The following is a 24,321-nucleotide window of genomic DNA, read 5'->3' on the forward strand; positions in this document are numbered from 1 at the left end:
CAAGCTCCGGGCAGCGGCCGGATGCCTGTCAGGCCGGGACGGGCTCGTTCTCCGCCCACCGGCGCGCCGCCGGCGCACCCCGCCTGTCGCGCGCCAGCGGCGGCCGGCCCAGGATATGGTCCGCCGCCTTCTCGGCCATCATGATGATGGGCGCGTTCGTCGGCCCCCGCACCACGCGCGGCATCGCCGACCCGTCCACCACCCGCAGGCCTTGCACGCCGCGCACCCGCATCTGCGCATCGAGCACGGCATCGGGATCGGCATCGCCGCCCATCCTGCAGGTGCCCACCGGGTGGTGCAAGGTGATGGCGGTACGCCGGATGAAGGCATCGATGTCCGCGTCGCTCGTGGCCTGTGGACCGGGCGCCAGCTCCTCGGCGCGGAACGGCGCGAGCGGCGGCTGTTCGCCGATGGCCCGCATGATGCGCACCATCTGGCGCACGGCGCGCCTGTCGTAGTCGGTCGACAGGAAGTTCTGGCGGATCACGGCGGGAGCCGTCGGATCGCCACTGGCCAGCGAGACGCTGCCCCGGCTCTCGGGCGTGATGAAGACGCCCTTGATGGCAAACGCGTCGACGTAGGGCTTGAGCAACGGACCGAGGTGCGGGCCGGCGTCCATGGGCGCCGCGGCCAGCAGCAATTGCAGATCGGGCAGCGGCAAGTCGGAATGGCTGCGAACCAGGCCCACGGCGGCGGCGGGCACTTTGCTGGACAGGCCCGAGCCGAACATCCAGGTGCGCAGCAGATCGAAGCCGATGCGGTCCAGGCGCAGCGCCCGGTGCAGCGGCCCCGTTTCCTTGCGGCGCCAGCGCACGTCGCAAACCACGTGATCCTGCAGGTTGCGTCCCACGCCGGGCAGGTCGACGCGGGTCGCGATGCCGTGCCGGCCAAGCTCCGAGGCATCGCCGATGCCCGAGAGCATCAGCAACTGCGGCGAGTTGATCACGCCGCCCGCCAGCAGGACTTCACGCTCGCACCGCACCTGCTCGCGGCGTCCGCCGCGCAGGACTTCGACGCCCACGGCGCGGCCCTGCTCCATCAGCACTTTCGTGGTCAGCGCGCCGGTCCACACCGTCACGTTGCCGCGCGCCACCGCGGGCCGCAGGTAGGCCGACGCCGCGCTCCAGCGGCGGCCGCGGCGGATGGTGGCCTGCATGGGGCCGAAGCCTTCGATGCTGGCGCCGTTGTAGTCGTCGTTTCGAGCATAGCCGGCCAGGTCGGTGGCGCGCAGGAAGGCGTCCACCAGCGGGTCCTCGTAATGCAACCGGGTCACGGTAAGCGGGCCGTCGCCGCCCCGCAGGTCGCTCGCGCCCTCTTCCCACGATTCGCTGCGGCGGAAATACGGCAGCACGTCGTCGTAGGACCATCCCTCCAGTCCCAGGCCACGCGCCCAGTGGTCGTAGTCCTCGCGGGCGCCGCGCGCATAGGCCATGCCATTGATCGAGGTCGAGCCGCCCAGGACCTTGCCGCGCGCGCATTCGATGCGCCGGCCGTCCATGCCGGGCTCGGGCTCGGTGAAGTAACCCCAGTCGTACATCCGGTGCTTGAGGATCAGGCCCCAGGTCAGCGGAATGCGGATCACGGGCGATCGGTCCGGTCCGCCGGCCTCCAGCACCAGTATCTTTAGCGCCGGGTCGGCACCCAGCCGGTAGGCCAGCGTGCACCCCGCGGAGCCCGCACCCACGATGATGTAGTCGTAATGATTCATGTCATTTCCAAGCCGCTAGCGCATGTCGATCCAGGGCGCCGCGGATCCGGCTCCGCCGGTCCGCCAGCGCCGCCCCCCGGGGGCGCCCGAAGGGTGTAGGGGGGACTAATTCAGTTTCAGGTTGACGTTCTTGGTGTAGGTGAACTCCAGGAGCTCCTCGAAGCATTCCTCTCGGCCTATGCCCGATTGCTTCACGCCCCCGAACGGCGCGCCGATGAAGTGCTGGCTGGTGTTGTTGATCCAGACGTAGCCGGTATGGATGCGGCGAGCCGCCCGGTGCGCGGTGTCCAGGTCGCGGGTCCAGATCGAGCCGGTCAGGCCGAAGTCCACGGCATTGACGTCGGTCCACAATGCGTCCTCGTCGGACCAGCGGAACACCGACATGATGGGACCGAACACTTCCTCGCGCGCCAGCCGCATGTCGGGCCGCATGTCGGCGAAGATGGTGGGCTCGAAGAAGAAGCCGTCGCGCAGCGCGGGATCCTCGGGCTGCCGGCCGCCGGTCACCAGCCGTGCCCCCTCGTCCAGCGCGGATCGCACGAAGCCTTGCACCTTCTCGAGCTGCGCCCGGCTGACCAGCGATCCCATGGTCGTGGCGGGATCGGTCGGGATGCCCGGCCGGTGGCGCCTGGGCAGCAATTCCGCCACGCGCGCCAGGACCTCGTCGTGGATGCTTTCGTGCAGGAACACGCGGCTGGTGGAGCCGCAGCTCTGGCCCGACCACGTGAAATTCATGCCGCCCACGATGCCGTCCACCAGCTTGTCGAGGTCCGCGTCCGGATAGGCCACCAGCGCGTTCTTGCCTCCCAGCTCCAGCAGCACGGGCTTGAGCCCGTCGGCCGCGGTCTTCATGACCGACTTGCCGGTAGGCACGCCGCCGATCAACGTGATCTTGCGCACCAGCGGATGCTCGGCCAGGGCCTGCCCGCACTCGCGGCTGCCGCACAGGAAGTTGACCACCCCCTTGGGAAACACGTGGCCGATCAGCTCGGCCAGCCGGATGATGGACAGCGGCGCCTGGTCCGGCGACTTGACCACCACCGTGTTGCCCGCCGCCAGCGGCGCCGCGAGGCGCATGGCGGCGAACATCAGCGGATGGTTGTAGGCGACGATGCGCGCCACGACCCCCAGCGGCTCGCGCACGGTGTAGTCCAGATAGCCGGGCCCCATCGGCAGGGTCTCGCCCTTGACCTCGGTCGCCAGGCCGGCGAAATACTCCAGGCTGTCGGCCGCGAAGTCCGCGTCCTTGGCCAGGATGGACACCGGATTGCCGTTGTTCAGCGCATCCAGCAGCGCCAGTTCCTGGGCATGGGCGCGCAGGATGTCCGCGGCCTGGCGCAGCATGCGGCCGCGCTCCCTGGGCAGCGTGGCCGCCCACGCGGGAAAGGCGACCTGGGCCGCCCGCACCGCGGCGTCGACGTCGCGCGCATCGGCGACCGGCGTATCGGCCAGGCGCTCGTCATACGCGGGATTGATGGTAGGCGCGTAGACGCCGGCCAGGGGTTCGTGCCAGGCTCCCCCATAGAAAAGCTGGCGGTGGGTCGGCAGGATGCCGGCGGGAATCTCGTGTGCGCGCATGGCGTCTCCGATAAGTCAGTACAGTCGGTGTTCATGGCCCTGTATCCCCGGGGCCGTCCCCTTGGGGGACGCCCGCAGGGCGTAGAGGGGTCAACTCCTGAGACGGACAGCGGCCGCTCGCAGCGCCTCGTAGTCCTTGCGGGCATCGGTCGACAGTTCCTTCATCGCGGCGGGGATCACCGCGTCCAGGTAGGCCTTGGCATCGGCCGGCGGCAGCTCGATCATCTCGCCGCCGCCCTTCTCCCAGATCGCGCGGGCCTCGGCCACGCGCGCATGCACGCGCGGACCGATCTCGGCGTCGGTCTTGCGGGCGGCCTGGCGCAGCGGCTGCTCCAGCGCACCTGCCGACTTCAGGAAGGTGGGGCTGACCAGCCCGACGATGGCGATATACGTGGACGGCAGCAGCGTCTGCGACTTGGCGACGTCGAAGTACTTCAGCGCCGAGGGAATGGGCGTGCCGGAATAGACGCCGTCCAGCGTCCCGTTCTGGAAGGCGGGCAGCACCTCGCCCAGCGACATCGACACCGGGTTGGCGCCCAGCTGCCGCAGCTGCGCGATCAGGATCGAAGAGCCGGGAACGCGGATCTTCTGCCCGGCCAGGTCCGACAGCTTGCGGATGGGCTTGCGCGAGACGATGCTGCACTGGGAATGCACCAGCGTGGTCAGCACCTCGACGCCCTTCTTCGAGGCGATGGACGCGAGCCTGGTCTTGACCTCGGGGTCGGCCAGCACCTTCATGCCATGGTCGATGCCGTCGAACAAGCCGGGCACGGCCAATGCGCCAAAGCGCGCGTCCAGGCCCTCGTACATGCCCGAGGCATTCAGCGCCATCTCGACGGTGCCCATGCTCACGCCCTCGATCGTGCGCTGCGCGGTGCCGAGCTGGCTGGCCGGGTACACCTGGCCCTTGACCTTGTTCTGCGTGGCCGCCTCCAGGTTGACCTTGTAGGCGTTCAGCCAGTCGACGCCCAGGTCGTCGGACGTGGTGGTGGTGAGCTTCATGACCAGGTTCTGCGCGCGGGCGACGGGCAGGAGCGCGAGCGCTCCCAGGCCGGCCAGATGCGCCAGGCATAGACGGCGATTCATGATGATGTCTCCAGTGGTGGGTGGCCGGCGGACGGCCTTCAGTTCAACAGCAAGCGCATGCCCCAGAGGGATATGTCCGGGATGTAGGTGATCAGCCCCAGCGCGATCACGTAGATGACGACGAATGGCACGATGCCGCGGTAGATGCTTTCGAGCGGCAGCTTGAGCACGCTCTGCGCGACGAAGATATTGATGCCGAAGGGCGGGTGGAACAGGCCGATGGACAGGTTCACCGTGATGATGATCCCGAAGTGCACCGGATCCACGCCGATGGCCGTGACCAGCGGCATCAGCAGCGGCGACAGCAGCAGGATGGCCGACAGCGGATCGATGAAGCAGCCCACCGCCAGCAGCAGCACGTTGATCGCCAGCAGCAGCGACCAGCCCGGCAAGTGCAGGTCGGTCAGCCACTGCACCAGCGCGGCGGGTACCTGGTGCACCGTCAGCAGCCAGCCGAACACGTTGGCGCAGGCCACGATGATCAGGATCTGCCCGGTGAACACCGCCGTCGTGCCGGCGCTGGCCAGGATGTCGCGCCAGGACAGCTCGCGGTAGAAGTAGCGCGCCACGACGATGGCGTACAGGCAGGCCACGGCGGCGGCCTCGGTGGGCGAGAACACGCCGCCGTAGATGCCGCCCAGGATGATCACGGGCGCGCCCAGCGCGCCCAGCCCGCGGGCCGCGGCGCGGCCGAAGGCCGCCCACGAAAAGCGCTCGCCGCCGCCGATGCGATGGCGCCGGGCATACCACATGACGTAGGCGCACAGCATGCCGGCCAGCAGCAGCCCGGGCAGCACGCCCGCAGCGTACAGCCGGGGAACCGACTGCTGCGCGGCCGCGCCATAGACGATCATCGGGATGCTGGGCGGGATGATGATGTCGATGGCCCCCACCGCCGTCAGCAACCCCGCCGAGAACTTCTCGGGATAGCCGTTGCGCCGCAGCGCGGGCAGCATTACCCGGCCGATGGTGGCGACGGTGGCCGCGCTCACGCCCGAGATCGCGCCGAACAGGGCCGAGGACCCGACGGTGGTCACCGCCAGGCTGCCGCGCACCGAACCCACGCCCGCGTTGACGAAGCTCACCAGCCGGTCCGCCACCGATCCGCGGCCCATCAGTTCGCCGGCGAAGATGAAGAAGGGAATCGCCAGCAGCGCATAGGCGTCGATGGCGCCGAACAGGTTCTGGTGCAGGGCCGTGAGCGGCACGTCCATGAAGAACAGCAGCGCCACGCTGACCGACGCCAGCAGCACGAGGAAGATGGGAAAGCCCAGCAGGAGCAGGCCCAGGGGCAGGAAACCGAGCGCGAAACTCATGACAGCACCTCCTCGGCCCCGTCCACCGCCTCGGGCTGGCGCAGGCCGCTTCCGGCCACCCGCAACACCACGTCGAACAGGCCGACGACCACCATGGCGGCGAACGCCACCGCCACCAGTGAATGCGGGATCCACATCGGAATGTGGCCGTTCTCGCTCACGCTGCCGATCTGGTAGATGCGCCAAGCGTATTCCGACGAGATGAAACAGACGAAGCCGCACAGCGCCACGGCCGCCAGCGCCTCCAGCGTCGACAGGAAGCGCCGCAGTTCCATGGGAAAGTAGCGGTTCAGCACGTCCATGCGCAGATGCTGCCCGCGCACCGCCGCCACCGCCGAGCCGAAGAAGGCCAGCGCGGCCATCAGGTAGACCTGCAATTCGTCGGCGCCGGTGATCGAACGGCCGAACACATAGCGCGCCACCACATTGGCCACGTTGATCGCGACGGCCGCCAGCAGGGCGCTGGCCAGGGCCCGTTCGAGACTGGTGGCGGCGCCTTCCAGGCCGCGCAGGATGCGCCGCGCGCCGCCGGGCTGGGTACTGGACATGATGTCTCCTCTCGTTGTGGGGAGAGATCCTAGGTTGACGCCAACCATTCGTCTAATTCAAATATTTCCCTTATTGAATAGCCGATTGACTATGAATTGACGATCCCCCCTCATGGCCCGCTTCGACCCCTACCTCACCTTGCAGAAACTCGAGGTCTTCTGCGTGGTGGCCGAACTGCAGAGCGTGACGCGTGCCGCGGACTACCTGTTCGTCACGCAACCCGTCGTCACCTCGCACATCCGCAGCCTGGAAGAAAAGCTGGGCACCACGCTGGTCCGCCGCGAAGGCCGGGGCATCGTGCTGACCGCCACCGGCCAGCGCGTCTACAAATGGGCGCAGGAGGTCGTCACCCGCACGCGCGAGCTGGAACGGGAACTGGGCGGCTCGACCGACCTCGCGCCGGGCCAGGCGGTGGTCGCCGCTTCAATGAGCGTGGGCACCTATCTGCTGAGCCAGTTAATCTGCGACTTCCAGGTACGGCGGCCCGACGGCCAGGTCCACGTATCGATCTCCAACCCGCAGGTGGCCCTGGAGGCCACGCGCGCAGGCGCCTGCGACTTCGCCGTCCTGATCATCGCGCCGACGCAGAACCTGGATGGCCTGGCCGTGCGCCCGCTGTGGGACGAAGACTTGCTGCTGATCAGCGCCCCAGCCAGCCGCTGGGTGGGCGACGAGGCGCAGCGCGAGGAGATCTCGCGCCTGCCCTTCATCAGCACCGCGAACAGCACCGTCATGCAGCAACTGGAGGAAGGGCAACTGCGCGCCAACGGCATCCCGTCTCGGCGCATCGTGCTCAACCTGGGACATCCGGAAGCCCAGAAGGAGGCCGTGCGGCGCGACCTGGGCGTGTGTTTCTTCTCCAAGACGGCGGTGGAACGCGACCTGGCGCGGGGAGAGCTGCGCTGCGTGCGCACGCCCGGCCTCGCGCTCACGCTCCCGCTCTACCTGGCCAGCCGCGAAGGCAAGGAATTCTCGGAATTCCAGCTGGCGCTGAAGCGGCATATCGAAGAAGCCCGGCCGCCGGGGCTCAAGCCTTTCCAGGGCAGCTCCATGGAAGGAACTGCGCCCAGCGCTCCACCTGCAAGTACGACTGGAACGCCTTGAAGTTCCGCGGCAAGGTCAACATCGGCGACGACGACGCGCTGATGTGCGTGATGCTGGGTTCGACCCAGCCGCAGAAGCCCACCTGCGAGCCGGATGATCCGCTGTCGAAGGTCAGGCGCTAGGCACCGCGCCGGCGCCGCGGCGGATGCGACGCCTCCTCCAGCGCCGGCAAGTCCGCCGCCGTGGCCCGCAACAACTCCCGCAGCCATGAGATGGCCGGATCCCGCTCCTGGTACTTATGCCATTGCAGATTCTCCGCGAAACGAGGAAGCGCGATCGGACACGGCACCACCCGCAGCGGAAACCGCGCCGCCATGTGGCGCGCCAGCCGGGTCGGCAGGGTCGCGATGCGCGGCGTGCCCACCAGCAGTTCCGGCACCAGGGTGAAGTTGGGCGCGATCACGTCCTGCCGGCGCTGGCGCCGGCTGCGCGACAGCATCTTCGCGTCATAGGTGATCCGCCGCCCGCCTCCCCATTCGACGCCGACGTGCGCCGCGTCGAAATAGGCGTCGCTCGACAGTTCGAACGCGGGGTCGACATGCGCCTCGCACACCAGGCAGGAGAACGTGTCCTCGAACAGCGGTTCCGCGGGATGCCCCGCCACGACCGCGAACTCCGGCGCGATCAGCAGCTCTATTCCGCCGCTGTCCAGGTGCTCGGGCGTCTGCGGGCTGATCGCCCGCAGGTCGAACTGCATCAGCGGCGCCAGCCTGGCCGCGCGCCGCACCACTTCGGCCAGCAGCACCGTGATGACGTAGTCCGAGGATTCGATCGTGAAGCGGCGCGTGGCCGTGGCCGGATCGAAGGTGGGCCGGGCACGCGTCACGGTCTGGATCTGCAGCAGCACGTCGCGCACGGGCTTGACCAGTTGCTCGGCCAGCGGGGTCGGCACCAGGGTCTTGCCCACCGACACCAGCAGTTCGTCGTCGAAATACTCGCGCAGGCGCCCCAGCGCCAGGCTGGTCGCGGGCTGGCTTAGGAAGAGGCGCTCGGCGGCGCGGCTCACGCTGCGGGTGGCCAGCAGGGCGTCCAGCACCACCAGCAGGTTCAGGTCCAGCTTGTTGAAGCGCATGGCTCATCTATTTACCGAGCAAATGGTTCGAATTTAAACAATTAACTTTACGTCTGTCGACAGGGTCGCCACCATGCGAGGCATGCGGCTCGGAGCCGCCATGACGAGAAAGCTGGAGACGAGCAATGCAGTGGGATGTGATCGTGGTCGGTGGCGGCCCGTCGGGGTTGACCATGGCCGCCGAACTGGCCGGCTCGGGAGCGAGGACCCTGGTCCTGGAACGACGCACCGAAGGCGTGCAGTCGCGCGCCGGCACCCTGCTGCCGCGCGTGCTGGAACTGTTCGATGCGCGCGGCATCGCCGACCGCTTCATCCGGCGCACGCGCGACATCAGCCCCTACCCGTTCCGCCCTTCGCACATCTGGGCGGGTTTCCATCCCATCGAGTGGCATTACCTGGAGACCCGCTACGGTTTCACGCTGGGCCTGCCGCAGAACCTGACCGAGGAAATCCTGTGGACCTGGGCCGAGGAAAGCGGCGCCGAGATCCGGCGCGGCGTCGAAGCCCGGGCCGTGCGGCAGACCGCGGACGGAGTCGAGGTGGACGTCGGTGGCGGGGACGGCACGGCGGCCACGTTGCGCGCCCGCTACCTGGTCGGCGCCGACGGCGGCCGCAGCGTCGTGCGCAGCCAGGCCGGGCTTCCCTTCGACGGCCGCGGCGGCTCGTTCCGCGGCATCGTGATCGATGCCGAACTGGACGCGCCCTGGCCCGGCGGCCGCATCAACGTCGACAACGAGATGGGCTGGGTGCGCGGCTACGCCTTCGGCGCCGGCATCACCCGCTTCAACATCGTGCACCGCGACCGGCGGCATGCGGCCAAGGACGAACCCGTCACCCTGGAAGAAGCCCTGCAGTGCATACGCGACGTGCACGGCACCGACTATGGCATCCGCGGCCATCGCTGGGCGTCGCGCTTCGATGACCAGATGCGCGCCGTGCCCACGCTGCGCAGCGGCCGCGTATTCCTGGTGGGCGAATCGGCGCGCATCCACTACCCCGCCAGCGGCGTGGGCATGAATTTCTGCCTGCAGGACGCGTTCAACCTGGGCTGGAAGCTGGCCCACGTCGTGCAGGGCCACAGCGACGCCGCGATCCTGGACAGCTATGACGAGGAGCGCCTGCCGGTCATGCGCGACCTGCTCGACAGCGTCGCGACCCAGTGCGCGCTGCAATTCAATTTCGAGCCCGAGGGCGTGGCGCTGAAGCGGCGCATGCAGCGCGAGTACATTCCGCTGCCCGACGTGCAGCGCAAGCTGGTGCGCGAACTGTGCGGCCTGACCCGGCCCTATCCCGCGCCGCCGGGCAGCCATCCGCTGGCCGGGCAGCACGCGCCGGACATCGACCTGGTCGCGCTGGACGGCCAATCCGTGCGCCTGGCCGAGCTGCTGCGCGAACGGCGCTTCGTGCTGCTGGACCTGGAAGGCTACAGCAACCAGTATGCAAGCCTGCCGCTGGACGCACTGCCCGTGCGTTGCGTGCAGGCGCGCCTGGGCCGCGCGCCCGCCGCGCTGGCCGACGTCAAGGGAATGCTGGTGCGGCCGGACGGCTACATCGCCTGGGCCGGCACGTCCGTGCAACAGGCCGGCGATGTACGCGCCGAACTGGCCCGCTGGCTGCGCGGGGCCCGGGCATGACCCGCCGCACGCTCATCCGCCAGGGCTGGATCGTCAGCGTCGATCCCCAGGTGGGCGACCTGCGCCAGGGCGACTTGCTGATCGAGGACGGCCGCATCGCCGCGATCGCCCCGCAACTGACGGTGGAGGATGCCGAACAGCTCGACGCCCGGGGCATGATCGTCCTGCCCGGCTTCGTCGACACGCATCGCCATACCTGGCAGACCTGCGTGCGCCACCGCTACGCCGACATCGATCCGCAGATCTATTTCGCCGAGATGCTGGGCGCCAAGGGCGCGGCCTTCCGCGCCGAGGACGTCTATGCGGGCACGCTGCTGGGCGCGGTGTCGGCGCTGGACGGCGGCATCACGACCATGATGGACTGGTCGCACGTGCAGAACAGCCCCGAGCACAGCGACGCCGCCGTCCAGGCGCTGCGCGACGCCGGCCTGCGGGCCGTGTTCGGCCACGGCTGGCCGCTGGTCGAAGGCGCGAGCTGGATGTTCGACAGCCAGCGCGGCCATCCGCAGGACATTCGCCGGCTGCGCCGCGAATTCTTTTCCTCGGACGACCAGTTGCTGACGCTGGCCATGGCGGCGCGCGGCCCGGAGATGGCCCGCCGCGAAGTCTGGCTGGACGACCTGCGCCTGGCGCGCGAACTGGGCCTGCGCTCCAGCATCCACATGGGCGCCTACGCGCGCAACGCGCCGATACGCGCGATCGCGCAGATGCACGCCGAAGGCGCGCTGGGCCCGGACCTGACCTTCGTGCACTGCTGCTTCTGCGGCCGCGACGAGATCGCGATGATGGCCGATGCCGGGGTGACCGCCTCGCTGGGCGTGCATTGCGAGATGAACGCCCAGGGCATCGGCGACATTCCCTTCGACCGCCTGCTGGCCGCCGGCATCCGGCCCAGCCTGAGCGGCGATACCGAGACCAAATGCGCGGGCGACATGTTCACCCAGATGCGCCACGCCTTCGCCTACTACCGGTCGTGGATGGGCGGCGGCCACTCGCGCGTGCCCGATGCCCCCGCCACGCTCACGCTGCGCGACGTGCTGGAGTTCGCCACGCTGGCCGGCGCGCGCGCCACCGGCCTGGACCACAAGACCGGTTCGCTGACGCCCGGCAAGCAGGCCGACATCGTACTGATACGCGGCGACGATCTGAACTTGACGCCCGTATCGGACGCGGTAGGCGCCGTGGTGCTGGCCGCCCACCCCGGCAATGTCGACACCGTGTTCGTGGCCGGCCGCGCCGTCAAGCGCGCGGGGCGACTGCTGCATATCGACGTCGAGGCGCTGCGGCGGCGGGCACGGGCCTCGCAGGCCCACGTACTGGAGCTGCCGGCATGACGGCTGCGCCGGTCGTGCCGCTGGACGCGGACCTGGCCCGCATCGTGGCCGCCCTGCGCGCGCAGAATGCCCCGCCGCCCTTCGCCGGCAGCGCGCCCGAGGCTCGCCAGCGCATGGCGCGCGCCATCCTGGCCGCGCGCGAACGCCACGGCCTGCCCGAAGTGGGCGCCGTGCGCGACCTGGACGACGCCCCGGTTCCCGGCCGCGTCTATCGGCCTGCCACGGCGGGCCCGCACGCCACCGTGGTCTTCTTCCACGGCGGCGGCTTCGTGCTGGGCAGCGTCGAGCTGATGGACGACATCGCGCGCAAGCTGTGCCGCGACCTGGACGCGGTGGTCGTCTCGGTGGACTACCGGCTGGCGCCCGAGCATCCCTACCCGGCCGCGCACGACGATGCCCTGGCCGCCACCCGGTGGGTACAGGCGCATGTCCGCGAACTGGGCGGCGATCCGGCCCGCGTGGCCGTGGCCGGCGAAAGCGCGGGCGCCAACCTGGCCGCCAGCGCCGCCCTGCTGTGCCGCGACGCCGGCCGGCCTCTGGCGGCGCAGTTGCTGGTCGTGCCCGGGCTGGACATGGCCCGCGACACCCTGCGGCTGGAGGCGGACGGCCGCGACTATCCGATGTTGTCCCCCGCCGACCTGCGCGACATCGCCCGCCTGTACATGGGCGAACGCGCCGGGGAGGCCGCCGCGTTTCCGCCTTCGCCGCTGCGCGCCGCCAACCTGGGCGGGCTGCCTTCCACCGTCATCGCGGTGGCCGGGCACGACCCGCTGCAAGGCGAAGGCCTGGCCTACGCCGACCGGTTGCGCGGCGCCGGCGTGCCCGTCACGCTGCTGCGCCACGACGACATGTTCCACCCGTTCCTGGGCTTCTTCGAAGCCTCGGCCGCGGCACGCCGCGCCAACGACGATATCTGCCGGGCATTCCGCGCCTGCCTGGCATCCCTTTCCCAGGCCGGGGCCATGTCCCCCGGCCATGTAGCCCCCCAAGAGGACCCACGATGAGACACGCCAAGCAACTGATCGCCGGAGCGCTGGCCGCGCTGCTCGGCATGGCCTGCCCGCTGCAGGCGGGCGCGCAGCAGCCCTACCCCAACAAGCCCATCCACGTGGTGTTCCCCTATCCCACCGGATCGCCCATCGATGCCATCGGCCGCCTCATCGCCGATCGGGCCGGCAAGCTGCTGGGCCAGCCGCTGGTGTTCGAGAACCGCGGGGGCGCCAACGGCATCGTCGGCACCAGCTATGCGGCGCGCATGGCGCCCGACGGCTACAACATCCACCTGACCACCACCTCGGCCCTGCTGCTCAACAGCTACCTGCGCAAGGACCTGCCCTACGAGCCGCTCAAGAGCTTCACGCCCATCACCGCCGTGGCCGACCTGCCCGTCGCGCTGATGGTCAGCGCCAAGGTGCCGGCCAACACCACGCGTGAGTTCGTCGACTACCTGAAGCGCAATCCCGGCAAGCTCAATTTCGCCAGCGTCGGCAACGGCTCGTTCAACCATCTGTTGGGCGAACAGTTCAAGGCCGCCGCCGGGGTCGACATGCTGCACGTGCCCTACCAGGGCGCGGGCCAGATCGCCATGGAACTGCTGGCCGGCCGCCTCGACGCCACCATCCTGAGCGTGGGCAGCCTGCTCGGGCAGTGGAAGGCAGGACAGATCAAGGTGCTGGCCTTCATGACGCCCAAGCGCCATCCGCTGCACCCCGACGTGCCCGCCATCACCGAAGACTTTCCCGACTTCCGCCCCTTCGGCAACTGGATGGGATTCGTCGCGCCCGCGGGCACGCCCGCGCCCATCGTCGCCAAGCTGGCGGACACCTTCCGGGCCGTGGTCCAGCAGCCCGACGTGCGCGCCAAGATCGAGGAACAGCACTGGAGCGTGATCGGCAGCAGCCCCGAAGCCTTCGCCGCCTCGCTGCGCGACGACACCGCCATCCTGCGCGCGGCCGTCGACATGGCGGGCGTCAAGCCGGAATAGGAGCACGCCGATGCGCGCCTCTGCCTTGACGATCCATCTCGAACGCCGCGCCGCCGTGCATTCGGTGGACTGCTTCGTGTACTCGGTGCCCGACCTGGCCGAGGCCGAGCGCTTCTACCTGGCCTTCGGCCTGGACGTGCGGCGCCGGGCCGGCCATCTCGAGCTGCGCACGCACGGCCATCCCCACGTGTGGAGCCGCCTCCACGAAGGGAGCGCGACCAAGCGCCTGCAGTACGTGCGCTACGGCATCCACGCGCGGGACCTGGACGAGATGCGCACGCGCATCGAGGACGCCGGCCTGCGGACCGAGCCGCACGACTTGTCGGACGGCCAGGGCCTGTGGCTGCGCGATCCGGACGGCACGCCGCTGCAACTGGTGGTGGCGGACAAGGTCTCGCCCGCCGCCAAGAGCCCGCCCACCCCCGTCGCCCCGGTCCCGCCCGGCCAGGGCGCCGCGCCGGCCCGCAGCCGCGTGCAGCCGGTGCGGCCGCGCCACCTGTCGCACGTCCTGTTCTTCACGCCCGACGTCACGCGCATGGTGGACTTCTGCCGGACCATCCTGGGCCTGCGCGTGTCGGATCATTCCGGCGATCTCATCGCCTTCATGCACGGCATCCACGGCAGCGACCACCACCTCGTGGCCTTCGCCAAGTCGCACGCGCGCGGCCTGCATCACTCGAGCTGGGACGTCGGCAGCCTGGACGAGGTCGGGCGCGGCTCCGAACAGATGCGCATCGCCGGCTACCAACAGGGCTGGGGGGTCGGCCGGCACGTGCTGGGCTCGAATTACTTCTACTATGTACGCGACCCCTGGGGCAGCTGGGCCGAATACTCGTACGATATCGACTACGTTCCGGCCGGACTGGACTGGCCCGCCGCCGACCATCCGCCCGAGGACTCGCTCTACGTCTGGGGTCCGCCCCTGCCGGCCGACTTCATCACCAACCAGGAATACCCCGGCTGACGGGGCAACGAGACACACCATGAGACTGATCGCCTTCAAGAACCAGGCCGGAGCGCCCGCCCTGGGCGCCCGCATCGGCAACGACGTGGTCGACCTGACCGCGCGCGGCCTGCCCGCCACGCTGGACGAACTGCTGCGCGACCCCGGCGGCCTGGACGCCGCGCGCGCCGCCGCCAACGCCCCCGGCGAGCGCCTGGCCCTGGCCGGCCTCGCGCTGCTGCCGCCGCTGCAACACCCCGCCAAGGCCTTCGCCATCGGCCTGAACTACGTGGACCATGCCGCCGAAAGCAATTTCGCGCCGCCCGCGCATCCGGTGCTGTTCCAGCGCTTCCCCTCGTCCTGGGTGGCCCACGGCGAGGCCATCGAACGCCCCCGGGTATCCGAGCAGTTCGACTACGAGGCCGAGCTGGTCGCGGTCATCGGCAAGGGCGGCCGCTACATTCCCAAGGAACGCGCGCTCGAGCACGTGGCGGGCTATTCGCTGTTCAACGAAGGCTCGATCCGCGACTACCAGTTCCGCTCCAACCAGTGGCTGTGGGGCAAGAACTTCGACCGCAGCGGCGGCTTCGGCCCGGAATTCGTCACCGCCGACGAGTTGCCCGCGGGCGCCGCCGGCCTGCGGATCCAGTGCCGCCTGAACGGCCAGGTGATGCAGGACGCCAACACCCGCGACATGATCTTCGACGTCGCCACCCTGGTGGCTGCCTGCTCGGAAGGCATGGCGCTGCAACCGGGAGACATGATCATCACCGGCACCCCGTCGGGCGTGGGCCTGGCGCGCAAGCCGCCGGTGTGGCTCAAGCCCGGCGACGTGTGCGAGATCGAGATCGAAGGCGTGGGCGTGCTGCGCAACCCGGTGATCGACGAGGCATGAGGCCTGGCGGCCACCGGGCCAGCCCCGGCGACTAGGCCAGGTAGCGCTTGAACCAGGCGATCGTCCTGTCCCAGGCCAGCCTGGCCGCCGCCTCATCGTAGCGGGGCGTGGAATCGTTGTGGAAGCCGTGGTTCGTGCCCGGATAGACGTGAGCCTCGTAGGTCTTGCCGGCCGCCTTCAGGGCCGCCTCGTAGGCGGACCAACCGTCGTTGATGCCCTTGTCCAGTTCGGCATAGTGCAGCAGCAGCGGCGCCTTGATGCGCGGCACGTCCGCCGCGCTGGCCTGCCTGCCGTAGAAGGGTACCGCCGCGGCCAACTCGGGATACGCCACCGCGGCGGCATTGGCCACGCCGCCGCCGTAGCAGAAGCCGGTGATCCCCACCTTGCCGGTCGTCCTGTCGCCCTGCATCAGGAACTCGACCGCGGCGAAGAAATCGTTCATGAGCTTGGCCGGATCGACCTGCCGCTGCAGGTCCCGCCCCTTGTCGTCATTGCCCGGATACCCGCCCACCGAACTCAGGCCGTCGGGCGCCAGCGCCAAGAAGCCCGCCTTGGCCAGGCGGCGCGCGACGTCCTCGATATAGGGGTTCAGGCCACGGTTCTCGTGCACCACGACCACGCCCGGCACCTTGCCCGCGGCCTTCGCCGGCCGCACCAGGTAGCCGCGCACCGTGCCGTGGCCCTTGGGTGAGGGATAGCCGATGTATTCGGCAACGATGTCCGGATCGGTGAAGGACACCTGCTCGGCCAGCGCATAGTCCGGGCTGAGCGAAGCCAGCAGCCCGGCGGCGGTCAGCCCGCCCACCGCGAACCTGGCCGCCCGGTCCAGGAACTCCCGCCGGGATATCCTGCCGTGGACGTAATAGTCGTACAGCTCCAGCAGTCGAGGGTCGAAGTCCTGCGCAGTCAGACGAGCCATGGCATGCCCTTTTCGGTAAGGTCCGCGAGTGCGGACAACATACACCGGGCAAAAAAAAACTGCGAGACAAGCTCGCAGTTTTCATGAAACCAGACATCCGGCAGGGGCAAGCCCGGCTTGGCCTTGCTTACTCGGCGTCGGCGGCTTCGGCTTCCGGCGCGCGGTCGACCAGCTCCATGTAGGCCATGGGAGCGTTGTCGCCCTGGCGGAAACCCATCTTCAGGATGCGGGTGTAGCCACCGTTGCGCTCCTTGAAGCGGGGGCCGATCTCGGCGAACAGCTTGACGACCAGGTCGCGATCGCGCAGGCGGGCGAACGCCAGGCGCTTGTTGGCCAGGGTCGGTTCCTTGCCCAGGGTGATCAGCGGCTCGACGATGCGGCGCAGTTCCTTGGCCTTGGGCAGGGTGGTCTTGATGGCTTCGTGCGTAAGCAGCGAGACAGCCATGTTGCGGAACATGGCCAGACGGTGGCTGCTGGTGCGGTTCAGTTTACGGAGACCGTGACGGTGACGCATGATGACTTCCTTTATGAATCTAAGAGCGGCTTTGCCGCGAGGTTTCCAGCTCTTCTATCGGCAAAGCGCCGCGGGCCGGTGAAAAAATTCGGTACTGCTACTACTGCACGGAAGAAGCTCCGCTACCCAAGGCACAGCGGATCCGGCTCCGCCGGTCCGCCAGTGCCGCCCCCTGGGGGGCGCCCGTAGGGCGTAGGGGGGGGGACCCCTACGGCCGCTCGAGGCCGAGAGGCGGCCAGTTCTCGAGCTTCATGCCCAGGGTCAGGCCGCGTGCGGCCAGGACTTCCTTGATCTCGTTGAGCGACTTGCGGCCCAGGTTCGGGGTCTTCAGCAATTCGTTCTCGGTACGCTGGATCAGGTCGCCGATGTAGTAGATGTTCTCGGCCTTCAGGCAGTTGGCCGAACGAACGGTCAGTTCGAGGTCGTCCACCGGGCGCAGCAGGATCGGATCGATCTGCGGCGTGCCTCGGGCGGGCGCTTCGATGGTCTCGGTCGAGCCTTCCAGCGCGGCGAACACCGACAGCTGGTCCATCAGGATGCGGGCCGACTGGCGCACGGCTTCCTCCGGCGAGATCACGCCGTTGGTCTCGATGTCCAGGACCAGCTTGTCCAGGTCGGTACGCTGCTCGACGCGGGCGCTTTCGACGGTGTAGCTGACGCGGCGGATCGGGCTGTACGAAGCGTCCAGCACGATGCGGCCCACGGTGCGGGAATGATCATCGGCGAAGCTGCGCAGGTTGCCCGGCACGTAGCCGCGGCCCTTCTCCACCTTCAATTGCATTTCCAGGCGGCCGTTGTCCGTCAGGTTGGCAATGACGTGGTTGGGGTTGATGATCTCGACGTCGTGCGAGATCTCGATGTCGCCGGCGGTGACCACGCCGGGACCTTGCTTGCGCAGGGTCAGCACGACTTCGTCGCGGTTGTGCAGCTTGAACACCACACCCTTGAGGTTCAGCAGGATGTCGACCACGTCTTCGCGCACGCCATCGATGGCCGAATATTCGTGCACGACACCGGTGATCTGCACTTCGGTCGGCGCGTAGCCCGCCATCGACGACAGCAGGATGCGGCGCAGCGCGTTGCCCAGGGTATGACCGTAGCCGCGCTCGAACGGCTCCATGATCACCTTGGCATGATTCGAGCCGATGGTTTCGACGTCGATATTGCGCGGTTTCAGAAATGCGGCATTCGCCATGAATCTTCCTTATTCCTTATCAATACCCTCGGCTCGTTACACCGATAAGGCTGGGGGAAAAATAGGCCCACCCCTACGCGCTCCGCGCGCCCCTCAAGGGGCGGCACTGGCGGACCGGCAAAGCCGGATCCTCTGTGCCCAGGGATGGGAAAGCCGGCACCTAGAGCCGGCTTCAGTTATTACCGCGAATAGAGTTCCACGACCATGGATTCGTTGATGTCGCGGGCGACATCGGCACGATCCGGGGCCTGCTTGAACGTGCCCTCCAGCTTGGTCATGTCGACGCTGACCCACTGCGGCATGCCCTGGCTGGAGGCCAGTTGCAGCGCTTCCTGGATACGGGCCTGCTTCTTGGCCTTCTCGCGGACGGTGATCACGTCGCCGGCCTTGACGATGATGGACGGCACGTTGGCGGTGTGGCCATTCAGCATCAGCGCCTTGTGGCTGACCAGCTGGCGCGCTTCGGCGCGGGTCGAGCCGAAGCCCATGCGATAGACCACGTTGTCCAGGCGCGATTCGAGCAACTGGATCAGGTTTTCACCGGTGTTGCCCTTGCGGCGCTCGGCTTCTTCGAAGTACTTGCGGAACTGCTTTTCCAGAATGCCGTACATGCGCTTGAGCTTCTGCTTCTCGCGCAGCTGCAGACCGTAGTCCGAGGTACGGGCACCCGAGGTGCGGCCATGCTGGCCGGGCTTGCTCTCGAGCTTGCACTTGGAATCCAGCGAACGGCGGGCGCTCTTCAGGAAGAGGTCCGTGCCTTCGCGGCGGGAAAGCTTACATTTGGGGCCAATATAACGTGCCACGATGTATCCTTTTCTCTGTCAGGCCATGCACCAGACATGGCGAGGAGTTTGCCTTGGTCTATTACGTTCGATGAACCAGAACGCGGCAAACGGTGGTCTTACTCGGCGCGCCCGACCCATGCCGGCCGCGCCCCCAGAAAACAATAAAAACTACGTACTGCCAACAGCAAAGCCCACTATTCTACCGCGCTTTGCCCCAAACCCCCAGGCAACGTTGCCCAACGGGCAACGAGCCCACCGATCCAGGGCACCGCGGATCCGGCTCCGCCGGTCCGCCAGTGCCGCCCCCTGGGGGGCGCGCGAAGCGCGTAGGGGGGGGCCTAGATCCTTCTGCGCTTCGGCGGACGGCAGCCGTTGTGCGGCACCGGCGTGATGTCGGCGATGCTGGAGATCTTGATGCCCAGGGCGTTCAGGGCGCGAACCGACGATTCGCGGCCGGGACCGGGGCCCTTGATACGCACTTCCAGCGTCTTGATGCCGTATTCCATCGCCACGCGACCGGCGGACTCCGCCGCGACCTGGGCCGCGAACGGGGTGGACTTGCGCGAGCCCTTGAAGCCGGCGCCGCCCGACGTCGCCCACGACAGGGCATTGCCCTGGCGATCGGTGATCGTGATGATGGTGTTGTTGAAGGACGCGTGAACGTGCGCGATGCCGTCCGAGACGTTCTTCTTGACTTTCTTGCGAACGCGCTGGGCGCCGCTGTTCGGGGATTTCGCCATTTCTGAATCCTTGACTGGCTGTCAGCCGATTACTTTTTGAGCGACGCAGCGGCGCGACGCGGACCCTTGCGGGTGCGGGCGTTCGTACGGGTACGCTGGCCACGCACGGGCAGACCGCGCTTGTGGCGGAAGCCACGATACGAGCCGAGGTCGATCAGACGCTTGATCGACAGTTGGATTTCACGACGCAGATCGCCTTCGACGGTGAAAGTGTTGATCTGTTCGCGAATCCGCTCGAGCTCGGCGTCGTTCAGATCCTTGACCTTCTTGTTGCTCGGCACGCCGGCCACTTCGCAAATCTTGCGAGCGCGCGAACGACCGATGCCGAAGATAGCCGTCAGACCGATTTCGGTGTGCTGATGCGGCGGAATGTTGATGCCAGCAATACGGGCCATAACGTTTCCTTGAATACCTGTAGCGTAGAACCGAGCCTAGGCTCAGCCCTGACGTTGCTTGTGGCGCGGGTCGGTGCAGATAATCCGCACCACGCCCTTGCGCTTGATGACCTTGCAGTTCCGGCAAATTGCTTTGACCGATGCCATTACTTTCATGATTGACTCCTAATTCTTACCCGGTAAGCCCCAGGCTTACTTCGAGCGGAACACGATTCTTGCTCGCGATAGATCGTATGGCGTCAGTTCGACCGTCACACGATCCCCCGGCAGGATGCGGATGTAGTTCATCCGCATTTTTCCCGAGATATGTCCCAGCACGACATGGCCATTCTCGAGCTTGACACGAAACGTCGCATTGGGCAGGTTCTCCAGGACCTCGCCCTGCATCTGGATAACGTCGTCTTTGGACATTTTCTCGTTACCGCACCGGTAGATTTCCGCCCTTGAAGTTCGCCTTCTTGAGCAGAGAATCATATTGGTGCGACATCACGTATGCCTGCACCTGGGCCATGAAATCCATCGTGACCACAACGATAATCAGCAAAGACGTACCACCGAAGTAGAACGGCACGTTCCACCGCAAGACCAGGAACTCCGGCAGCAGGCACACCAACGTGATGTAGATGGCGCCGCTGAAAGTCAGGCGCATCAGGATCTTGTCGATGTACCGCGCGGTCTGCTCGCCCGGACGGATACCCGGAACGAACGCGCCGCTCTTCTTCAGGTTGTCGGCGGTCTCGCGGCTGTTGAACACGAGCGCCGTGTAGAAGAAGCAGAAGAACACGATTGCAATGGCATACAGCGTGATGTACAGCGGCTGCCCGGGCGACAACGCGGCGGCCAGGTCCTTCAGCCAGCGCAGGCCGTCACCACTCGAGAACCAGCTGACCACCGTGGCCGGGAACAGGATGATCGACGACGCGAAGATCGGCGGAATCACCCCGGCCATGTTCAGCTTCAACGGCAGGTGCGAGCTTTGTCCGCCATACACCCGGTTGCCCACCTGGCGCTTGGCGTAGTTGACGACGATCTTGCGCTGCCCGCGTTCCACGAACACCACGAAAGCCGTCACCAGCACCACCAGCACGACGATGAACAGCGCCGTCAGGACAGCCATCGCTCCGGTATTGACCAGCTCGAACAGCCCAGCCAATGCGTGCGGCAGGCCGGCCGCGATACCCGAGAAGATCAGGATCGAGATGCCGTTGCCCAGGCCCCGCTCGGTGATCTGCTCACCCAGCCACATCAGGAACATCGTTCCCGTGACGAGCGAGATCATCGTGGTGGCCCGGAACATCAGGCCAGGATCGATGACCAGCCCGGGCTGCGACTCCAGCGCGACCGAGATGCCCACCGACTGCACCAGCGCGAGCGCCAGCGTACCGTAGCGCGTGTACTGCGTAATCTTGCGCCGCCCGGCCTCGCCTTCCTTCTTGATCGCTTCCAACGACGGCACGATGACCGTCATCAGCTGCATGATGATCGACGCCGAGATGTACGGCATGATCCCCAATGCAAAGATCGAGAAACGCGAAAGCGCACCGCCCGAGAACATGTTGAACAGGCCCAGAATCCCGCCCTGGTTCTGATGGAACAGGGAGGTCAGCTGGACCGGATCGATCCCGGGAACAGGGATGTGCGTACCGATCCGGTACACCACCAGGGCGAGCAACAGGAAGACCAGCCGGCGCTTCAGGTCGCCGTACTTGCTGCCGGTCTTGCCCAGTGCGTTCGCATTAGCCAAAGCTCAGTCCTCGGTTATCAGACCAGGGAGCCGCCAGCGGCTTCGATCGCCGCCTTGGCACCGGCCGTCGCCGTCATGCCCTTGAGCACCACCTTGCGGGTGAGCTCGCCGGTCTTGATGACCTTGACGTAGCGGACTTGCTGGCCGACCACGCCGGCCTGCTTGAGCGCCTGCACGTCGATTTCGTCGACCGGCAGCGCTTGCAGTTCGGACAGGCGGACCTGCGCGTACAGGTGCTGGCCCAGCGACTTGAAGCCACGCTTGGGCAGCCGGCGCTGCAGCGGCATCTGGCCGCCTTCGAAACCGACCTTGTGGAAGCCACCCGAACGGGACTTCTGACCCTTGTGGCCGCGGCCGGCGGTCTTGCCGAGGCCGGAGCCGATACCACGACCGACACGGCGCTTGGCGTGCTTGGCGCCTTCGGCGGGCTTGAGCGTATTGAGTTGCATGCTAGACCTCTCAGGCTTCCGACACGGTGACCAGATACGACACCTTGCGGATCATGCCGCGCACTTCGGGCGTGTCGACCAGGACGCGCGAGCTGTTCAGCCGGCGCAGTCCCAGGCCACGAATCGTGGCGCGGTGCGATTCGGGCGTCCCGATGGGGGAACGCACGAGCGTCACTTTGACGTTTTTCTTCGTCGTCATGGCTTATCCCAGGATCTCTTCGACCGACTTGCCGCGCTTGGCGGCGACGTCGGCCGGAGTCGAGCTTGCGCTCAGACCGTTGAGCGTAGCGCGCACGAGGTTGTACGGGTTGGTCGAGCCGAGGCTCTTGGCCACCACGTTACGAACGCCGAGCACATCGAAAATCGCGCGCATCGGGCCGCCGGCGATCACGCCGGTACCTTCGACGGCGGGCGAGATCAGAACGGTCGAGGCGCCGTGCTTGCCGACCACGTTGTGGTACAGGGTGCCGTTCTTCAGGGGCACCTTGACCATCTTGCGGCGGGCTTCTTCCATGGCTTTCTGGACGGCGACCGGGACTTCCCGGGCCTTGCCCTTGCCCATGCCGACGCGACCGTCGCCATCGCCGACCACCGTCAGCGCCGCGAAACCGAGGATACGACCGCCCTTCACGACTTTCGTGACGCGGTTGACGGCAATCATCTTCTCGCGAAGACCGTCGTCGCGTTCCTCAGCCGCTGCATTCTTACCTTGCATCTTGGCCATGTAATCCTCGCTTAAAACTTCAGGCCGGCTTCACGCGCGGCATCAGCCAGGGCCTTGACGCGGCCGTGGTAGCGGAAACCGCTGCGATCGAACGCGACGGATTCGATACCGGCAGCCTTGGCCTTCTCGGCCACGCGCTTGCCCACCAGGGTTGCTGCGGCCACGTTGCCGCCCTTGCCCGAATCGCCAGCCAGTTGCTGACGAACCTCGGGTTCGACGGTCGAGGCACTGACCAGCACCTTATCGCCTTCAGGCGAAATGATGTTTGCGTAGATGTGCAGGTTGGTGCGGAACACCGACAGGCGATGCACGCGCAACTCGGCGATCTTCCGGCGGGTAGGTACCGCGCGACGCAAACGAGCTTGCTTCTTGTCCATGATTCGTCCTTGCCCGCCTTATTTCTTCTTGGTCTCTTTGATGATGACCCGTTCGTCCGCATAGCGCACGCCCTTGCCCTTGTAGGGCTCGGGGGAGCGGTAGGCGCGGATTTCGGCGGCCACCTGACCAACCTGCTGCTTGTTGGCGCCCTTGATGACCACTTCGGTCTGCGAGGGGCACTCGACCTTCACGCCGGCAGGCATCTGATGCACGACATCGTGCGAGAAACCGAGCTGCAGCTTGACGGAATCGCCTTGCGCCTGGGCACGGTAGCCCACGCCGACCAGGGTCAGCTTGCGCTCGAAGCCCTTGCTCACGCCGGTCACCATGTTGTTGACCAGGGCCCGGACGGTACCGGACATGGCCTTGGCTTCGCGGCTGTCGTTGGCGGCGGCGAAAGTCAGCTTGCCGGCGTCTTGCGCGATCGTGACCTGGCCGGTCAGGGCCTGGACCAGCGTGCCAAGGGGACCCTTGACGGTGATCTGGTCGGCAGCGATCGTGGCTTCGACGCCCTTGGGCAGCTCGACGGGATATTTAGCTATACGCGACATGTCGGCTCCTTACGCCACGTAGCAGAGGACCTCGCCGCCCACGCCGTTGGCGCGCGCCTTGCGATCGGTCATCACGCCACGAGAGGTGGACACGATGGTCACGCCCAGGCCGTTCATGACCTGGGGAATGGAATGACGGCCCTTGTAGATGCGCAGGCCGGGCTTCGAGACGCGTTCGATGCGCTCGATGACCGGACGGCCGGCGTAGTACTTCAGGGAAATTTCGAGTTCGGGTTTGCCATCGTTGGCCTTGACCTCGAAACCGTCGATATAGCCCTCGTCCTTCAGCACGGTGGCAATCGCCACCTTCAGCTTCGAGGAGGGCATGGACACGGACGCCTTATCTACGCGCTGCGCATTGCGGATGCGCGTCAGCATATCGGCGATCGGATCGCTCATGCTCATGAATGACTCTCCTACCAGCTGGCCTTGGTCATGCCCGGAACTTCGCCGCGCATAGCCATCTCGCGCAGTTTGTTACGGGCCAGACCGAACTTGCGAAACACGCCACGGGGGCGACCGGTCACCGCGCAACGGTTGCGCTGGCGGGTGGGGTTGGCGTTACGGGGCAGCTGCTGAATCTTCAGGCGAGCCTGGTAACGTTCTTCGTCCGACTTGGACGCATCGTCGACGATAGCCTGGAGCGCGGCGCGCTTGGCGGCATACTTGGCCGCCAGCTTGGCACGCTTGATATCGCGGTTGATGAGTGAAAGCTTAGCCACTA

Annotated in this window: 30 protein-coding genes; 8 read left to right on the top strand and 22 right to left on the bottom strand. The window is 67.2% G+C overall.

Going from position 1 to position 24,321, the window contains the following annotated elements; translation table 11 throughout:
• Positions 1–28 precede the first annotated feature (28 nt).
• From CDO46_RS09355 to CDO46_RS09375, 5 genes are all read right to left on the bottom strand, one after another.
• Positions 29–1,708, bottom strand: coding sequence for a GMC family oxidoreductase (locus CDO46_RS09355; protein WP_087838281.1), 1,680 nt, complete (start codon positions 1,706–1,708; stop codon positions 29–31).
• 105 nt (positions 1,709–1,813) lie between these two features.
• Positions 1,814–3,286: an aldehyde dehydrogenase family protein gene (locus tag CDO46_RS09360; RefSeq protein ID WP_087838282.1), complete on the bottom strand. Its 1,473-nt coding sequence runs from the start codon at positions 3,284–3,286 to the stop codon at positions 1,814–1,816.
• A gap of 90 nt (positions 3,287–3,376) precedes the next feature.
• The gene (locus CDO46_RS09365) at positions 3,377–4,372 is read right to left on the bottom strand and encodes a TRAP transporter substrate-binding protein (RefSeq protein WP_087838283.1); all 996 of its coding nucleotides are present in this window, start codon (positions 4,370–4,372) and stop codon (positions 3,377–3,379) included.
• 38 nt (positions 4,373–4,410) lie between these two features.
• The gene (locus CDO46_RS09370) at positions 4,411–5,688 is read right to left on the bottom strand and encodes a TRAP transporter large permease (RefSeq protein ID WP_087838284.1); all 1,278 of its coding nucleotides are present in this window, start codon (positions 5,686–5,688) and stop codon (positions 4,411–4,413) included.
• Positions 5,685–6,236 carry a TRAP transporter small permease gene (locus CDO46_RS09375; RefSeq protein WP_176400691.1) on the bottom strand — a complete coding sequence of 184 codons (552 nt, stop codon included), beginning with the start codon at positions 6,234–6,236 and terminating at the stop codon, positions 5,685–5,687. The genes CDO46_RS09370 and CDO46_RS09375 overlap by 4 nt, the downstream gene beginning before the upstream one ends.
• Positions 6,237–6,348: 112 nt before the next feature.
• Between CDO46_RS09375 and CDO46_RS09380 the strand changes: the two genes are divergently transcribed.
• Entirely contained in the window at positions 6,349–7,341 is a 993-nt protein-coding gene (locus tag CDO46_RS09380; RefSeq protein WP_087838286.1) for a LysR family transcriptional regulator, read from the top strand.
• The gene (locus tag CDO46_RS28640) at positions 7,338–7,463 is read left to right on the top strand and encodes a hypothetical protein (RefSeq protein WP_254914577.1); all 126 of its coding nucleotides are present in this window, start codon (positions 7,338–7,340) and stop codon (positions 7,461–7,463) included. The genes CDO46_RS09380 and CDO46_RS28640 overlap by 4 nt, the downstream gene beginning before the upstream one ends.
• Here the strand turns inward: CDO46_RS28640 and CDO46_RS09385 are convergent.
• Positions 7,460–8,413, bottom strand: coding sequence for a LysR family transcriptional regulator (locus CDO46_RS09385; protein WP_087838287.1), 954 nt, complete (start codon positions 8,411–8,413; stop codon positions 7,460–7,462). The two genes, CDO46_RS28640 and CDO46_RS09385, sit on opposite strands and share 4 nt — an antisense overlap.
• A gap of 125 nt (positions 8,414–8,538) precedes the next feature.
• Here CDO46_RS09385 and CDO46_RS09390 point away from each other — a divergent pair, with 125 nt between their 5' ends.
• Genes CDO46_RS09390 through CDO46_RS09415 form a run of 6 tightly spaced genes read left to right on the top strand, consistent with a single transcriptional unit; the run spans position 8,539 to position 15,203 of the window.
• Positions 8,539–10,047: an FAD-dependent monooxygenase gene (locus CDO46_RS09390; RefSeq protein WP_087838288.1), complete on the top strand. Its 1,509-nt coding sequence runs from the start codon at positions 8,539–8,541 to the stop codon at positions 10,045–10,047.
• Entirely contained in the window at positions 10,044–11,381 is a 1,338-nt protein-coding gene (locus tag CDO46_RS09395; protein WP_087838289.1) for an amidohydrolase family protein, read from the top strand. The genes CDO46_RS09390 and CDO46_RS09395 overlap by 4 nt, the downstream gene beginning before the upstream one ends.
• Positions 11,378–12,385, top strand: a complete 1,008-nt coding sequence (locus CDO46_RS09400) for an alpha/beta hydrolase (protein WP_087838290.1) — start codon at positions 11,378–11,380, stop codon at positions 12,383–12,385. The genes CDO46_RS09395 and CDO46_RS09400 overlap by 4 nt, the downstream gene beginning before the upstream one ends.
• A complete protein-coding gene (locus CDO46_RS09405; protein WP_087838291.1) occupies positions 12,382–13,365 on the top strand; it encodes a tripartite tricarboxylate transporter substrate binding protein in 984 nt (327 codons plus the stop codon). The genes CDO46_RS09400 and CDO46_RS09405 overlap by 4 nt, the downstream gene beginning before the upstream one ends.
• Positions 13,366–13,375: 10 nt before the next feature.
• Entirely contained in the window at positions 13,376–14,329 is a 954-nt protein-coding gene (locus CDO46_RS09410; RefSeq protein ID WP_087838292.1) for a VOC family protein, read from the top strand.
• A gap of 19 nt (positions 14,330–14,348) precedes the next feature.
• Positions 14,349–15,203, top strand: a complete 855-nt coding sequence (locus CDO46_RS09415; protein ID WP_087838293.1) for a fumarylacetoacetate hydrolase family protein — start codon at positions 14,349–14,351, stop codon at positions 15,201–15,203.
• A 31-nt stretch (positions 15,204–15,234) separates the two neighbouring features.
• On the opposite strand, the gene yghX is transcribed toward CDO46_RS09415, so the two are convergent.
• The 16 genes from yghX to rpsN form a co-directional block, all read right to left on the bottom strand.
• Entirely contained in the window at positions 15,235–16,122 is an 888-nt protein-coding gene (gene yghX, locus CDO46_RS09420; RefSeq protein ID WP_087838294.1) for a YghX family hydrolase, read from the bottom strand.
• Between the two features lie 127 nt (positions 16,123–16,249).
• Entirely contained in the window at positions 16,250–16,636 is a 387-nt protein-coding gene (gene rplQ, locus CDO46_RS09425) for a 50S ribosomal protein L17 (protein ID WP_087838295.1), read from the bottom strand.
• Between the two features lie 208 nt (positions 16,637–16,844).
• A complete protein-coding gene (gene rpoA / locus CDO46_RS09430; protein ID WP_087838296.1) occupies positions 16,845–17,831 on the bottom strand; it encodes a DNA-directed RNA polymerase subunit alpha in 987 nt (328 codons plus the stop codon).
• 179 nt (positions 17,832–18,010) lie between these two features.
• Entirely contained in the window at positions 18,011–18,634 is a 624-nt protein-coding gene (gene rpsD, locus CDO46_RS09435) for a 30S ribosomal protein S4 (RefSeq protein WP_087838297.1), read from the bottom strand.
• A 320-nt stretch (positions 18,635–18,954) separates the two neighbouring features.
• Complete coding sequence (gene rpsK / locus CDO46_RS09440) at positions 18,955–19,356, bottom strand: 30S ribosomal protein S11 (protein WP_087838298.1); 402 nt, start codon at positions 19,354–19,356, stop codon at positions 18,955–18,957.
• A gap of 29 nt (positions 19,357–19,385) precedes the next feature.
• A complete protein-coding gene (rpsM, locus tag CDO46_RS09445; RefSeq protein ID WP_087838299.1) occupies positions 19,386–19,751 on the bottom strand; it encodes a 30S ribosomal protein S13 in 366 nt (121 codons plus the stop codon).
• Positions 19,752–19,793: 42 nt separating this feature from the next.
• Entirely contained in the window at positions 19,794–19,907 is a 114-nt protein-coding gene (gene rpmJ, locus CDO46_RS09450; RefSeq protein ID WP_087780027.1) for a 50S ribosomal protein L36, read from the bottom strand.
• 36 nt (positions 19,908–19,943) lie between these two features.
• Positions 19,944–20,162 (bottom strand): translation initiation factor IF-1, encoded by a 219-nt coding sequence (gene infA / locus CDO46_RS09455; RefSeq protein ID WP_087780026.1) that lies wholly within the window; start codon positions 20,160–20,162, stop codon positions 19,944–19,946.
• A gap of 7 nt (positions 20,163–20,169) precedes the next feature.
• Complete coding sequence (secY, locus tag CDO46_RS09460) at positions 20,170–21,495, bottom strand: preprotein translocase subunit SecY (protein ID WP_087838300.1); 1,326 nt, start codon at positions 21,493–21,495, stop codon at positions 20,170–20,172.
• Positions 21,496–21,512: 17 nt separating this feature from the next.
• A complete protein-coding gene (gene rplO, locus CDO46_RS09465; RefSeq protein WP_087838301.1) occupies positions 21,513–21,944 on the bottom strand; it encodes a 50S ribosomal protein L15 in 432 nt (143 codons plus the stop codon).
• A gap of 10 nt (positions 21,945–21,954) precedes the next feature.
• Entirely contained in the window at positions 21,955–22,143 is a 189-nt protein-coding gene (rpmD, locus tag CDO46_RS09470; protein ID WP_087838302.1) for a 50S ribosomal protein L30, read from the bottom strand.
• Between the two features lie 3 nt (positions 22,144–22,146).
• The gene (rpsE, locus tag CDO46_RS09475) at positions 22,147–22,668 is read right to left on the bottom strand and encodes a 30S ribosomal protein S5 (protein WP_087838303.1); all 522 of its coding nucleotides are present in this window, start codon (positions 22,666–22,668) and stop codon (positions 22,147–22,149) included.
• Positions 22,669–22,679: 11 nt separating this feature from the next.
• Positions 22,680–23,045: a 50S ribosomal protein L18 gene (gene rplR / locus CDO46_RS09480; protein WP_087838304.1), complete on the bottom strand. Its 366-nt coding sequence runs from the start codon at positions 23,043–23,045 to the stop codon at positions 22,680–22,682.
• An 18-nt stretch (positions 23,046–23,063) separates the two neighbouring features.
• Entirely contained in the window at positions 23,064–23,597 is a 534-nt protein-coding gene (gene rplF, locus CDO46_RS09485; RefSeq protein WP_087838305.1) for a 50S ribosomal protein L6, read from the bottom strand.
• A 9-nt stretch (positions 23,598–23,606) separates the two neighbouring features.
• A complete protein-coding gene (rpsH, locus tag CDO46_RS09490; protein WP_087838306.1) occupies positions 23,607–24,002 on the bottom strand; it encodes a 30S ribosomal protein S8 in 396 nt (131 codons plus the stop codon).
• 11 nt (positions 24,003–24,013) lie between these two features.
• Positions 24,014–24,319, bottom strand: coding sequence for a 30S ribosomal protein S14 (gene rpsN, locus CDO46_RS09495; protein WP_087838307.1), 306 nt, complete (start codon positions 24,317–24,319; stop codon positions 24,014–24,016).
• Between the last annotated feature and the right edge of the window lie 2 nt (positions 24,320–24,321).

This window comes from Pigmentiphaga sp. NML030171, assembly GCF_002188635.1.
Classification (GTDB): domain Bacteria; phylum Pseudomonadota; class Gammaproteobacteria; order Burkholderiales; family Burkholderiaceae_B; genus Pigmentiphaga; species Pigmentiphaga daeguensis.